The sequence below is a fragment of the Sporosarcina sp. GW1-11 genome (assembly GCF_033088395.1).
Lineage (GTDB): Bacteria > Bacillota > Bacilli > Bacillales_A > Planococcaceae > Sporosarcina.
In genome coordinates, this window is sequence record NZ_JAPMIW010000002.1 from 195,481 (window position 1) to 209,900 (window position 14,420).

The 14,420-nt window shown below is 40.3% G+C and carries 13 protein-coding genes, 1 pseudogene and 1 other annotated feature; of the genes and pseudogenes, 4 read left to right on the forward strand and 10 right to left on the reverse strand.

The features are described from left to right. Positions 1 to 10: 10 nt before the first annotated feature. From ORD22_RS03035 to ORD22_RS03055, 5 genes are all read right to left on the reverse strand, one after another. On the reverse strand, positions 11 to 1,477 hold the full coding sequence (locus ORD22_RS03035; RefSeq protein WP_317644394.1) for a VanW family protein: 1,467 nt from the start codon (positions 1,475 to 1,477) through the stop codon (positions 11 to 13). 31 nt (positions 1,478 to 1,508) lie between these two features. Continuing rightward, a complete protein-coding gene (locus ORD22_RS03040) occupies positions 1,509 to 2,876 on the reverse strand; it encodes a hypothetical protein (protein ID WP_317644395.1) in 1,368 nt (455 codons plus the stop codon). Positions 2,877 to 2,893: 17 nt separating this feature from the next. Continuing rightward, a complete protein-coding gene (locus tag ORD22_RS03045) occupies positions 2,894 to 3,388 on the reverse strand; it encodes a prepilin-type N-terminal cleavage/methylation domain-containing protein (protein ID WP_317644396.1) in 495 nt (164 codons plus the stop codon). 5 nt (positions 3,389 to 3,393) lie between these two features. Continuing rightward, on the reverse strand, positions 3,394 to 3,819 hold the full coding sequence (locus ORD22_RS03050) for a PulJ/GspJ family protein (RefSeq protein ID WP_411567610.1): 426 nt from the start codon (positions 3,817 to 3,819) through the stop codon (positions 3,394 to 3,396). Between the two features lie 113 nt (positions 3,820 to 3,932). Then, positions 3,933 to 5,144 carry a bifunctional folylpolyglutamate synthase/dihydrofolate synthase gene (locus ORD22_RS03055; RefSeq protein ID WP_317644398.1) on the reverse strand — a complete coding sequence of 404 codons (1,212 nt, stop codon included), beginning with the start codon at positions 5,142 to 5,144 and terminating at the stop codon, positions 3,933 to 3,935. 59 nt (positions 5,145 to 5,203) lie between these two features. On the opposite strand from ORD22_RS03055, the gene ORD22_RS03060 reads away from it, so the two are divergent. The 3 genes from ORD22_RS03060 (at position 5,204) to ORD22_RS03070 (ending at position 7,858) form a co-directional block, all read left to right on the forward strand. Beyond that, a complete protein-coding gene (locus ORD22_RS03060) occupies positions 5,204 to 6,070 on the forward strand; it encodes an ATP-grasp domain-containing protein (RefSeq protein ID WP_317644399.1) in 867 nt (288 codons plus the stop codon). Beyond that, positions 6,067 to 6,852, forward strand: coding sequence for an ATP-grasp domain-containing protein (locus tag ORD22_RS03065; RefSeq protein WP_317644401.1), 786 nt, complete (start codon positions 6,067 to 6,069; stop codon positions 6,850 to 6,852). Before ORD22_RS03060 ends, ORD22_RS03065 begins: the two co-directional genes overlap by 4 nt. Positions 6,853 to 6,934: 82 nt before the next feature. After that, positions 6,935 to 7,858 carry an MBL fold metallo-hydrolase gene (locus ORD22_RS03070; RefSeq protein WP_317644403.1) on the forward strand — a complete coding sequence of 308 codons (924 nt, stop codon included), beginning with the start codon at positions 6,935 to 6,937 and terminating at the stop codon, positions 7,856 to 7,858. A 101-nt stretch (positions 7,859 to 7,959) separates the two neighbouring features. Here the strand turns inward: ORD22_RS03070 and ORD22_RS15145 are convergent. The 5 genes and pseudogenes from ORD22_RS15145 to ORD22_RS03090 all read right to left on the reverse strand — a co-directional run. Next, positions 7,960 to 8,091, reverse strand: a pseudogene (locus ORD22_RS15145) (DUF6980 family protein); the annotation flags it as partial. Between the two features lie 229 nt (positions 8,092 to 8,320). Then, positions 8,321 to 8,911 carry a hypothetical protein gene (locus tag ORD22_RS03075; RefSeq protein ID WP_317644404.1) on the reverse strand — a complete coding sequence of 197 codons (591 nt, stop codon included), beginning with the start codon at positions 8,909 to 8,911 and terminating at the stop codon, positions 8,321 to 8,323. A 19-nt stretch (positions 8,912 to 8,930) separates the two neighbouring features. Beyond that, positions 8,931 to 9,653: an AAA family ATPase gene (locus ORD22_RS03080; RefSeq protein WP_317644405.1), complete on the reverse strand. Its 723-nt coding sequence runs from the start codon at positions 9,651 to 9,653 to the stop codon at positions 8,931 to 8,933. Between the two features lie 576 nt (positions 9,654 to 10,229). Next, positions 10,230 to 12,875: a valine--tRNA ligase gene (locus ORD22_RS03085; protein WP_317644406.1), complete on the reverse strand. Its 2,646-nt coding sequence runs from the start codon at positions 12,873 to 12,875 to the stop codon at positions 10,230 to 10,232. Positions 12,876 to 12,930: 55 nt separating this feature from the next. Next, positions 12,931 to 13,149 (reverse strand) — a binding site (T-box leader). Positions 13,150 to 13,377: 228 nt separating this feature from the next. Further along, positions 13,378 to 13,986 (reverse strand): hypothetical protein, encoded by a 609-nt coding sequence (locus ORD22_RS03090; protein ID WP_317644407.1) that lies wholly within the window; start codon positions 13,984 to 13,986, stop codon positions 13,378 to 13,380. A gap of 35 nt (positions 13,987 to 14,021) precedes the next feature. On the opposite strand from ORD22_RS03090, the gene ORD22_RS03095 reads away from it, so the two are divergent. Then, positions 14,022 to 14,282 (forward strand): hypothetical protein, encoded by a 261-nt coding sequence (locus ORD22_RS03095; RefSeq protein WP_317644408.1) that lies wholly within the window; start codon positions 14,022 to 14,024, stop codon positions 14,280 to 14,282. Positions 14,283 to 14,420 lie beyond the last annotated feature (138 nt).

Below are 14,420 nucleotides of genomic sequence, written 5' to 3' on the forward strand. Positions count from 1 at the left end.
TCCTCCTTTATCAATCGAGCGGATCGCCATTTTTATCGACGCGATTTCCACCTTTGTCGTAATATACATCATCGTTTCCTTGACCGCCAGAAGCATTCGTATTACCTGAACCGCTACCACTTGCCGATCCTGAATCCCCCGAATTACTTCCAGTAGAAGAACCATTGTTACCAGACGAACCAGGCTTACTAGAATTACTTCCATCTGCAGCTCCGTTAGAAGATCCTTCGTTTCCAGAGGTCGGAGCCGAACCATCAGTAGAAGAACCGTTTCCAGTTGGACCCGAATTTAGATCAGATCCACTATTCGTTGTATTATCTGCTGGTGGTTCTTTACGAATCAGATTATGACGTTCTACCTTTGACTTAGGTAAATAGAAATCTACTGAAATATCTTCAAAGTCTTGAAGTGAACCATTCGATTGTACACTACGTATAACCGTAGCTTCGATCGCTTTTTTACCCGTATCTATCGTTTGGTTTTTACCTGGCGAAACGAATGCACTATAGTGAACGACCGTTTTCGGATCATATACTTTTAAACTTTCAACTTGTGGTTGGTACGTATGGACAAAAGGAAGTCCTTCTATGGATAGTGTGATTTGAGAATTATCCCACGCGGTATGCAGAGTAAACACTGTCTGATTTGGATTCGTTACTTGTAGATCTAAATCTAACTCGCGATTGATCACAGCTTCAAATCCAGGTTGTACTCCTTTAGTTAATTCGTTACCAATACTGCGTTCATCCACAATCCAGTTTGTTTGCAATGCCGATTCATATAGTAACGATGCCATGATAGACATGTCTTGATCATTTGCAACGACTGATTCTTTGTCTTTTACAAACTCCTGAAACGAGAAAGTTGAGTTTGGTTGTATTTCCGCACCATTTAGATCATCGAGTAATAATCGCAATCCTTTAGTTAACTGATTGGTTGCGTACGTAGCTGAAGCAATGGTTTGCGTTTGCTTATATAGCTCCGGAATGAACTGCGCTAAATTAATATACTGCGGCATGATTCCAGTACGTAATTGTGATTCAATTTGTGAAGCGAGTATATCGACTTGTTCTTCATTGAAAACAAGTGAGCTGAAATTCTGCTTCAATACTGTGCGTAATCCATCTCGCGAGACCATCACAATTAAGGCATTTTCTTGCCCTGAAGATGCTTGGCTGAACGTCGCATCCACATCGAATGTTAAGATTTCAGAAGGCACGTCTACATGAAAATCTTGAATGATTAATTTCACTGCTAAATTTTGCTCGAGTCCTGCAAAGTCCGTTGTCAATTTCTGTTTCGCTTTCTTACGGTTCATCTTCGATATATCAAACGGGCCAACATAAGTATGCTTATCGAACCGTTTGAAACTAGAAAAGAAACCATCACCAGCATAAGCTTGTTGGGCGAAAATTGTGGAAATTACAAGTAGTAATGCGCCTAGAGATAGGCTGATTTTGGATAGTTTGTTTTTCAATAGTTATCGCCTCACAATGTAATGTATTAACCTAGTAATAATCTACTTCTATCCTAGGGTCAATCCAAGCAGGTTCATTCAAAACTGGAGCATCCGGATCAGTCACTACATTCCCGCCACCTTGACAGTTCTTGAATAGGTTATTAGGGTCTTTATCATAAGCTGATTTACTAATTGGGAAATGTTTACCTGGAATAATAGTCACGCCAGCAGTATTCGCTTTTTCAGCGACATAATATAACTTACCAGTACCACTAACAGTTATTTCTTTTAAATTAACAGAACCACCTACACAAGCTTTTGAACCACTAGCTATCTCTTGAGAGGAACTATTGGCCTTCCAGTCATTTCTAATTGCCAGAACACTGTTTCCGGTAAGTTTGACATGCTTAGACGGTTTGAAGTTTCCACCCATCGCTACGAAAGATCCTGATAAATCAACTTGCTCTGCTGAGAAATCACCTTTTGTGAAAACATTTACATTTATGATATTATTCATGTTTTTAAAAGCAATATTACCTTTTGCATAAAATTCACCGTTCTCCATGTTATTAAGATTGAACGAAGCAATCTCGCCAGTAACATAAAACTTGCTTCCGTTAACATTTCCGCCCAAGTTACCATTAGGTGCTTTTGTAGCGTCTCCGTCGAAATATAAAGTTGAATTATTCGCATTTCCAATTAAATTCACATCAGAAAATACACACTTTTTACCTGTTACATTTGCTTGTTTACCTGAAGGACATTGCCATGAGGGGTTGGGAATGAAAGGTAAATCATTATCCACAAACCAAGCTAAATCTTTCACACCACCACTTGATTGTGATCCACTATTTTCATTTTCATCTTCATCAAATTTAGGCATTGTAAAAAGCAATTTAAAGTTCAACATTTTATCCTTTCCTTGGTATTCTCCTTGAACATCGCCAGAGATTGATACTGAGTAGTTAGCAAGATCTTGTACGATGTTAAAGTCTTTATCTGTAAAAGAGTACTTTTCACCGGCTAAATTTGCTGATGTAATTGTATAATTATCTAATATCGCCCATAACGCCTTCACTGCATCCTCTCTTATCTTTGCTGGCAAATCAGCTAGTTGCTGGTCTTTGTTTATATCACCACTACTTTGAATCCTCATTTTTTCCACTGAGTATTTTTCTTTATAATCTTCCCATAACTGACCCTTAACATCGTTGTACTTATTAATATAATTCCATTTGTAATAATCCACACCCATTTCAGCGGCCATAAATGCTAGATTGTTTGTATCGATAATATTCTCTTGTTTAGCATTGCTTAAAGCACCTCTCATAAATACCGCGCTAGTGATCATGATGAAAACAATCGCAAATAGTACAATTATTAATGCGTAGCCCTTGTCGTTTTTACACCTGTTCATTACTATTCATCCTCCCGTCAAAAATCTTTTTTATATCTAGAAGCGATTAGAGGAAACGCTACACTTAATTTGGTATTTTGTGGATCCGTAATTATTAATTTATATAAATTAAGATCATCACTTTTCGGTTCAATTGTTTCTCGGAAGTCATCAATTATTAGCTCCGGAAATTTAATGTTTTCAACTAAACTATATGAATATTCTTCACTAATAATATGATTCTCTAGTTTTATAGGATTACCAACTTTACAATTCTCTATGCTCACTTTATTAGCTTGTACTACAAATTCATATTCTTTACACGTACGATGAAGTCTCTGTATTTCAGTCGTAATATAATTGCCTTCTTGCTGCAACTTTAGTTTATCGGTCTCTAAAATATTATGGCGAGAACTAATAGAAACCGTCGTCCATATCAAACCTACTACTAATGTCACGAGCAACAGGGTAGCTAGCACCTCAACAAGTGTCATACCTCGTTCATCTTGTTTAATGATAAGCCCTCCTTTCAATTGATCTAATTCTCCATATAACCAAATGTTTCACTTACTAGTCGTTGGTCTTTATACACTTCGATGTGGATTCGATGCAATTGCACATCAGATGCATTCGTTACTGGCAAGTCCGATGCGATTTTGTAGGTTACACGATAGTTGAAAGACTGTTCTTCATTATGTTCATATTCATAGATGATGTAACCGGTTTTAGATGTAGTATCCTTTTTTATATTCTTTAAATACTCCTTCTCCTCTAAAGGAAGAGGGTCATCTTTCCAAAAGGCCAATTCTCTTTTTGCCAAATTCATTGTTTCTAGTTTTGCCTCTGTTTTCGAATTAATATTAGTCATTTGTGGAAAAATCGTCATAAAACTTACAAAGACAATACCGAGAATCGTTAATGCAGCCAATACTTCAACCAATGTAAAGCCTTTTTCATTTTTCACTATCATGACATCCTCCTTCCACTTACCATTATTATCGGCATATCCTACTATCTTTAGTGAACCTAAATACCTTAATACGAAAAAACGAAACGATAATAAACACCTCATTATGCCTATTGTCTCATTAAATCACTCAATAAGTAAAGAGAGCCAACGACTACTTTTATATTTTCACCAGTATTCTTTAAATTAATTAGTTCAAATGAGACTATCCTACTGTTTTCTGTCGGACACAACGCCTGTACGTCTTCTGCTTTCGCCGCCTGCGGATGCGGAAAATCCACAAACGTAAAACTATTTGCAAGTGGCGCAAGAATCTTCAACGTCTCGCCATAGTCCTTCGTATTCAACATCCCAACAATCCAGTCCACCTTTTCTCCTGGAAATTGTTCTTCTATCGTACGCACTAACATCGTAGCTGCCGCTGGATTATGTGCTCCGTCGATGTAGACGTTGTCACTGATTTTCTGAAAGCGGAATGGTAATTGGACATTGGCGATTGCTTCCGCGACTTTTTCTTGTTTTAACGGTACACCTGCTACTGATAAGGCTTCGAGTGCGACTGCGTGATTGATCGCTTGGTGGGGACCTTTCATGTTTCGTGTAGGTAGTTCGAATGTGTTCATACCGCGGAAGGTTTCAATTTCTTCTTGTTCCATAGTGAAATTTTCTCCATAGGCTCGTACTAGACTTTTAGTATGGATAGCTTCTGCTAGAATGATGTCTTTTGCTTCATTTGGCAGTTCCCCTATGACTACAGGAATATACGGTTTAATAATGCCTGCTTTGTGTGAAGCGATTTTTTCTACCGAATCACCAAGAAATCCGGTATGATCAAGCGCGATTGAGGTAATAACCGAAACAAGTGGTGTAATGACATTCGTGCTGTCGAGTCTACCGCCCATCCCCGTCTCAAGTAAGACGTAATCAGGTGCAGCGTTGCGGAAAGCTAAAAATGCAGCGACTGTTAGTAGTTCAAAATCTGTTAGCATACCGCTAAGTCCTGCCGCTTCCATTTCTTCAAAGACGTACGCTAATTCATCGGCTGTGATCGGTTGGCCGTTGATTCGAATTTGGTCATGGATGTCAAGTATAGCTGGTGAAGAAAAAACACCTGTTTCAAAACCATGCGTTTGTAAGATTGCTTCCATAACTGCAATGGTCGAGCCTTTACCGTTCGTGCCGGCCACATGAATGATGCGTAAATCTTTTTCTGGATTCAGCACACTCGCAAGCGCTTCTTCTATCGCTTCTAGTCCTGGCTTAATCGCATCATCACTTTTTATGTCAAATTGTTTTTTATATTCGTCCAATTTTGGAATCAAAGCAATTCCTCCTGTGCTAAAATTAAGATATATCTAGTATAACAAAGGTGGCGTGTGGATTGAAAAGTTGTTGGGTAATATATAATGGAAGTTTGACGAGTGATAAATTCGCGGATCAAGCACGACTCGTTCAAGAAGCAGCAGAGCGTGCAGGGGTACGAGCAACTCTATTGAAAAATTATGAAGTGCAGATGGACGTACAAAAAAAAATCGAGGATGCGCCTGATTTCGTCGTCTTTCTCGATAAAGATACGTTGCTGGCTCGTTATTTGAAACAACTGGACATTCCTGTCTTCAATGATCCAGAAGTGATCGAGACGTGTGACAATAAAGCGAAACAATATTTGAAACTAGCAAAACACGGTGTCGCTATGCCGAGGACAATTATTGCGCCGAAAGTGTATCCGAATTTCACAATTGAAGATAGTGGCTATTATGAAAACGTCTTAGTAGAACTTGGTTTACCGTTAATCATTAAAGAAGGTCACGGTTCATTCGGCATGAAAGTGTACTTAATCGAAACAAAAGAGGCATTTGATGAAAAAGTAAAGGAGCTACGCGGCGTTGATTATGTCTTCCAAGAGTTCATTGAAACGAGCAGAGGACGGGATCTCCGCGTCAATATCGTAGGTGACCAAATCATTGCGTCCATGTACCGCCATTCTGAAACAGATTTCCGGGCGAATATTACAAATGGCGGAGTGGCGGAAGTTGTAAAGTTGACAGAAGCACAAGAAACACTCGCACTAGCAGCCGCCAAAGCTGTCGGTGCGGAATTCGCAGGTGTCGATTTACTGTTCGGTCCTAATGAACAACCACTTGTTTGTGAAGTTAATGGCGCAGCACATATCCGCAATCTCCTAAACGTCACGGGAATTAATGTAGCCGATGCGATGATTGCGTACATACTGGAGAAGCTTGGATGAAGGGGTTTATCTATTACACTGCGGAGGAAGCGGAGCGAAATCAGGCGTTTATCGATGACTTGATGAAAAAGTCAAATGACCTTGGAATCACGTTGGAACTAGTATTAGAACCTCCAACTAAGGCAGTTGATTTCATTTTATTCCGTGATCGTGATCCCAAATTGGCTGTACAATTAGAACAAGCAGGCTTCCGTTTATTCAATCGCGCGAATGTGCAGGAAATTGCCAATGATAAATTACGTACATTCGAACTCGCAACGATGCTCGGAATTCCTACCGTTCCTACATACCGTGCGGACCAGCGACTTCCAGAGTTCCCGTTTGTCTTGAAAACACGCACAGGTCACGGAGGCAGTGAAGTATTTCTATGTGAACATAAAGAGCAAGTAGATGATCTATTGAAACGCTTTGATCCGAAAGAGCTGATTGCGCAACCATTTATTGAATCCAACGCAACCGATGTCCGTGTATTCATGCTAGGCGAAGAAGTACTTGGCGCGGTGAAGCGAATGGGTGCGTGTGATTCATTCAAATCCAACTACACACTAGGCGGTACAGTAGAAAAATATACTCTTAGCGATAGCGAAACTAAACAAGTGAAAACGATTTCCCGGGCAATTTCCAGCGACTATATCGGTATCGATTTCATCCTCCCGACTACTGGCGGCTGGCTACTGAACGAAATCGAGGATCCTGTTGGGGCGCGGTCGTTGTACACGACAACTGATTTTTCAGTGGCGGAGAAACTGATGGGGTATGTAAAGGAGCAGTTGAACGCTTGATTCGAGTGGCATTTGATTTTTTCATCATACGGTTAAATATACTGTTTTCGTTCTTTTTACGGATTAAAAATGGGGGTATTTTATGGCACCGAAGCACCGATACGCCAACTTAGATTCTATTGATACGAATAAAACAATAAAAGATATGTTCCGCTGGCAAAAAGAACGTAAAAATAATAAAAAAGATTTGAGCATTCTCATAGACCAAGCACCTGAAAAAGAAATAGAACGATTGACTACTAACCGTTCCGCAGCTTCTATTACATGGATCGGACACTCTACATTTTTGATTCAGATGAATGGTCTAAATATGATTACCGATCCTGTATGGGCGAAACGCATGGCCTTTCAAAACCGACTAACCGAACCGGGCATTCCACTAAGTGATTTGCCACCTATCGATATCGTGTTTATTTCTCATGGACATTATGATCACCTCGACTTCCCTACAATTAGATGTATAAAGGGCAATCCGACATACTTTGTTCCGGTTGGTCTAGGCCGTTCGTTTAAGTTGCGCGGTTATAAAAAAGTAATCGAGAGCGATTGGTATGATTCATTCGTCTATGATGAACTAATTTTCTCATTTGTTCCCGCACAGCATTGGACGAAACGTACATTGACTGACACAAACACATCTCGTTGGGGTGGATGGATTATTGAAAGTGAACAACATTCAATTTATTTTGTGGGAGACACTGGATATTTCCGTGGATTTCAAGAAATTGCGGAGAAGTTTACGATCCAAACGGTGTTAATGCCGATTGGGGCTTATGAACCGGAATGGTTTATGAAGGAAAGCCACCTCAATCCTGAAGATGCGATTAAGGCTTTTGTCGAACTAAATGGAACGACATTTATTCCGATGCATTATGGGACGTATCATTTAGCGGACGATACGGGGCCCGAATCTATTGCTAGACTAGATGCTGAGTGGGATAGATTAGCGTTAGCACAGTCTTCATTAAAGAAATTACTGATTGGTGAGACTTTATGGCTGGCATAGAAAGTCATTTCACAATGATTTTCTCGACAGCCTTTTCTTTATAATCTAGACCCACACCATGGACAAAATGATATTGCAATACTAGAGGAACCTCCATCGTGAATAATTAGACCATAGTCTTGATCCTTCCTATCGAACACTAGTAAACGATCTGGACAGTCATACGGATCTTTATGTATTTCACATGTAAAATCGACATGATACGCCATATCCACACAACAATGTTTTTTCATAAATTTTTCTCCATTCTAAAGCTTTCAAATGAATTTTCGGAACGAATCTCGTTTCTACTTTGTACTTAATACGTACTATACTCAACTTCAAAGTTAGTAGAAAACAACTCCATTCTTGCTACATCCCAATCAAACGTCAGCACGGTAGATTGATCAGATGTATGTGTAAGAAGACATTTTCCATTCTTAATAACTTTTCTTTCCGCTTCTCAAAAGCTAACAAAGTACATTAATCCTCCCAATAGAAAATAGCATCCATGACTAAATACTGTCTCACTGGACGATAAATTGTGGGGATTTTTGTTTGAAATGATAAAGGTTGTTCAATATGTTCAGCTTCCAACAATTCATAGTCAAAGTCTTTTAAGATATTCTTTAATTCATCCGCAAATGTTTGAAGCTTTTCGCTAACTGTTAATCGATGGGGACTATCCAATATAGAACCGTGTCCCCCACTAACGGCTTCATTCGTTTCGATACACACTTTTTTATATCTTTCATCTTCTCCTAGTATCGCTACTGGCGCAAGGCGAGAAATATCAATAAGTATTCCCTTAATCTCTACATCCTGAAATCCATACTTCTCTTCCACGACCATCACATCTTCTTTTCGATAACAAAAAAATTCAATAAACGAAGCGTAGCCACTGCCGAAATGATTCCATTCTGCTTTACACACTACATTCGGAAGACGATTTATCCGATGAAATAAACGTCTAATATGAGACTCCACTTCTAGTTCATCACCAGTATCATAAGGAAATGCATCACCAACCATTTTTCCTTCGATGAGTTTTTGTAATTGTTCATCTGAAAGCACACGAACACCTCATTTGTATTTACTCTTCACTTAATAAATCAGACAAAAACCGCTCTCGATTCTCTAAAAAGTACCTAGTAATTTGATAATGGTCGGTCTTTTCATAGTCAATCGGTGAAATTTCCCCATCATCAAAACTTAATATTTCTGCGTTTGGATACCCTAATAGAATCGGTGAATGTGTCGCGATGATAAATTGTACATTTCCTTCTGACACTAAGTCATGAATAATCCGTAAAAAAGCCAACTGTCTTGCAGGTGATAACGCAGCTTCCGGTTCATCTAACAGATAAATCGCTTGGCCTTTAAACCGATTAAGAAATAATGATAAAAACGATTCGCCATGAGACTGTTCGTGAAGCGATCTTCCACCATACTCTTTAAACCCTGACTCATCTACTTCCTCAAGATGCGTTGCGAAACTATAAAATGATTCTGCACGCAAGAAAAATCCATTCGTTACTTTCGGTAGCCAAGAAAGCCGAATATGTTCGCCAAGTACCGATTCTGATTTATAGACATCATATGTATTATTACGTCCGCCGCCAGCCGTATTAAAATCACAACGATCCGCAATCGCCTCCAACAAAGTAGATTTCCCAGAGCCATTTTCCCCTACGAAAAATGTTACGGGGTTATCCAAATTCAACTCTTGTAGATTTTTAATTGTTGGAATGGAAAATGGATAGTGACTAAAATTAGGAATCTCCTTTTGCAAAAGTGTAATTCTTTTTAAGAACATCTTACTCCCCCTCTTTTCTTTCCTTATTTTTTTCATAGAGACTATAGACGAAAGCCGTTGCAGTATTATCTTCGGTCACGGTTCTATTTTCATTTATATCCTACTCTACCATAAATTTTTTATTTCATTTTTGTAAATGTTGAGTCTAGGGCTATCTCGATTGCAAAGTATGATGTCGCATTTATTATTTTTTCATCTGAAGCGTATGTTCGCTCATCTGATCAAGTACAATCACATATGAAATGGACTGAGCGAATCGAATAAATTTTCAGTGTCCCCATTACATTTCCTATCATCGCAGATCCACCTGGAAATATCCAAAGACACCAGATAGGTCAACTGAGGCTAATTCAGTCATATGTAAATCTTTTGAACACCCTTCTCGTGGAGGGTGTTTTATATTAGTATAGGAGGTGCCACGCACATATGTCAGAAATGCTTTGTCCTCTTTCGCTTCATTAATCAGTGCATTACAAACAAGTATATCTTTTCTTATATATTATTGAACAGCTCAGAACACAAAAAACCACCCAACAACGAAAATTTCTCGCTGTCAGATGGATTCTTTTAAACCAATTAAATTTCCTTCAACTCCGCAATACGACGCTCAACCGCCGCATACTTCTCTAAGTAATCCTGTTCTTTCGCACGCTCTTCCTCAACAACCGCAGCAGGAGCCTTCGCTGTGAAGCGTTCATTAGACAACTTGCCTTGCACTCGCTTCACTTCACCTTGCCATTTACCTAGTTCTTTCGTCAAACGAGCCAACTCTTCTTCAATATCGATCAAGCCTTCAAGTGGCAAAAACAACTCTGCCCCTGTCACGACTGCCGACATCGTCTTACCTGGTGCATTGACCTTCACACCAATTGTTAGTGTCTCTGGATTACAGAAACGCTCGATATATTGACGATTCGCTTCAAGAACTGCGACTGTTGCGTCATCCTTCGCAGAAATATACAAATCGACTTTACGGCTCATCGGTGTATTTACTTCTGCCCGGATATTACGCACTGCTTTGATAATATCCATCAATAATTTCATATCCGTTGCACGTGATTTGTCCATCAATGCCGCATCCACTTCTGGCCACTTCGCTACTGTGATTGACTCCCCTTCATGTGGAAGGTTCTGCCAGATCTCTTCAGTGATGAAAGGCATCAATGGGTGCAATAAACGCATCGTTTGATCTAAAACATGTGCAAGTACAGAACGCGTCATCTTCTTCGCTGCTTCATCTTCACCATACAATGGCAATTTCGCCATTTCAATATACCAGTCACAGAAATCATCCCAGATGAAGTTGTACAATGCGCGACCCATTTCACCGAATTCATAACGATCGGCTAGGCTAGTCACTTGTTCAACTGTTTCATTCAGACGAGTTAAGATCCATGCGTCCGCCACAGACTTCTCACCTGTTAGATCGATTTCATCGTATGTCATACCGTCCATATTCATCAACGCAAAACGTGAAGCATTCCAAATTTTATTGGCAAAGTTCCAGATTGCTTCTACTTTTTCAGTAGAGTAACGCAAATCCTGACCAGGTGAAGAACCTGTTGCCAAGAAGTAACGCAATGCGTCAGCACCGTACTGATCGATCACGTCCATTGGGTCTACACCGTTGCCGAGAGACTTAGACATTTTGCGACCGTCTTCTGCGCGTACAAGTCCGTGGATTAAGACATCCTTAAATGGACGCTCCTCCGTGAATTCGAGTGCTTGGAAGATCATGCGGGACACCCAAAAGAAGATGATATCATATCCTGTAACAAGGGTATCGTTCGGATAGTATTTTTTAAACGCTTCACTATTAACATCCGGCCAACCCATCGTCGAGAATGGCCATAGTGCAGACGAGAACCATGTATCAAGTACATCATTGTCTTGAGTCCAGTTTTCTTCATCTGCTGGCGCTTCTTGACCGACATAGATTTCACCTGTTGTGTTATGGTACCAAGCCGGGATACGGTGGCCCCACCAAAGCTGACGAGAAATACACCAGTCATGAACATTTTCCATCCAACCAAGATACGTCTTTTCAAAACGTTCCGGTACGAAATGAACTTTCTCTTCTTCGTTCTTCTGCAAATTAATCGCTTGTTCAGCAAGAGGCTGCATATTAACGAACCATTGTGTTGATAAATAAGGTTCTACTACAGCGCCACTACGTTCTGAGTGACCGACTGAGTGCATATGGTCTTCAATTTCGAATAGTACACCCATATCTTGCAGATCTTTAACGATTTGCTTACGGCATTCGAAACGATCCATCCCTTCATATTTACCTGCTAATTTATTCATAGAACCATCTTCGTTCATGACGAGTACGCGTGGCAAGTTATGACGATTCCCTACTTCAAAGTCATTCGGATCATGTGCTGGTGTAATTTTCACTGCACCGCTTCCGAAGTCCATTTCAACATAATCATCCGCCACGATTGGAATTTCACGACCAACGATTGGTAATTTTACCATTTTTCCAATCAAGTGCTTGTAACGCTCATCTTCCGGGTGTACCGCAACCGCTGTATCACCGAGCATCGTTTCCGGACGTGTTGTAGCAATTTCGATAGATCCAGTACCATCTGCCAATGGATAACGCATATGATAGAATGCACCTTGGACGTCTTTATGGATCACTTCGATATCGGATAACGCTGTTTTCGTCGCAGGATCCCAGTTGATGATATATTCGCCGCGATAGATTAGCTTTTTCTCGTATAATTTTACGAAGACTTCACGTACCGCTTTTGACAATCCTTCATCTAATGTAAAACGTTCTTGTGAATAATCAAGCGCTAATCCTAGTTTCGCCCATTGTGCACGAATGTGACTTGCATATTCTTCTTTCCACTTCCATGTTTCTTCAACGAATTTCTCGCGACCTAAATCATAACGTGTCTTACCTTCAGAACGCAGTTTTTCTTCTACTCTCGCTTGCGTAGCGATACCCGCATGGTCCATTCCAGGCAACCATAATGCGTCGTATCCTTGCATACGCTTCATACGTATAAGCATATCTTGTAACGTAGTATCCCAAGCATGCCCTAAATGAAGTTTCCCTGTAACGTTTGGTGGCGGGATGACGATTGTATACGGTTCTTTCTCGCTACTCACATCGGATTCAAAGTATTTTCCTTGCAGCCACCAGTCGTATCGTCCATTTTCTACAGCTTGTGGATCGTATTTCGTTGGCATCGTTAATTCATCTGTCATTTCAGTTCCTCCTTCAGGTAAAAAAAGGGATACAAAAAAGCTCCATTCTTCCCGGTTAAAGGACGAAGGAGCTCGTGGTACCACCTTTATTTATGAACGCTAAAATAGCATACATCTTCATGAATTGGTAACGGCTTTCACCGGTCTCTGCTACTATCTTTCACAGAAACTGCTCATAGGGGACTTTCCATCTGTCGTTTCCAGGTACGTTCCACCAATCGTACCCTCTCTAGAGAAAACTGTACACATGTACTTACCTATTCTTCGCATAGTTATTCTTATCACCCATTATTATAGGTGAAGAATACTAGCCCCGTCAAGCTTTACATGCAGACTAACGAAAGGATGGTGTATTGTGCGTAAAGGCTATAATCCGTATTTGTTGCCACCTTGGCTGAGAAGAACACGGTTTTATTGTAAAGGTTGTATTCTTCCACTTACGGTGTTTCAATTAATCCGTTTACTCATCGTGCCGACAACGGGTGACTTTTTATTATTTTGCTTACTCGCTTGTCTGTCCTTCTGCTTCTACAAAAATATTATTTGAATGGAAGATCTTTCTCGTCACGTCGTCATCTAGTGAGGCGATGTACAAGAGAAAGTCTTCCATTTCATTATGCACATTTTCAACTGCTCGATCTGCATTTGCAAGAAATTCCATATGTGACGTTGATTCTACAGCGATTTCAGCAGCGACGGGTTGTGCGACAGCGACTTCTTCTTGCACTTCCTGTAAATAAACCGTCCACTCCAAATGTAAACCACCATCGTTTGGCGTAGCCTTTATTTCTGCTACATGTAATTCCAATGTTCCTGTGTACTCTGCAGGCAAATCAACGTTTAACGGCACAGCATATTCGAAATACCCTTTACCATTGTCCACTTCCACGTCATCAATCACGAGCCGTTCTTCCGAAGTACCTGCCACTGGCTTGTCTCCATCAAATACAACATTCGCCGCAATATGATAAATCCCCTGCAAACGAATCGAATCTTCCGTTCGGTCTTCCGTAAACCCAGGCGTCACTTTACATTCAGCAACTTCTGTAAACGCACCATATTCAGCCGGAAAATAAAATGTTTCTTGTACTGTCCATTGATGTCTAGTCAATCCACTTCACTCCTTTTCTTAACTCAGGCTATTATATGAAGCGAGTAGAGAGTTTAGAAGGAAAACGTAAAACAGTACGGGAAGTAAAACTGACGGAGATGACGGCAACCGAGCTATTTAATGATCGGTTCGCGCTATTCCAATGGCTAACCGCGCTATTCAACGACCGGACCGCGCCATTCCAATGGCTAACCGAGCTATTCCAAAGACTAACCGCGCTATTCAACGCACAAACCGCGCCATTCCAATGGCTAAACGCGCTATACAACGACCAAACCGCGCCATTCCATGCATAATTACCTTACAGTAGACAGTATAAGAAAGCGCTCCTAAAGGACAGACTACATCCTGAGGAGTGAGATCATGACTAGAAAAACGTATGAATATGAACTGAAAAAGAAAGTGGTGGAGCTTTATTTTGAAGGGCATGCCGC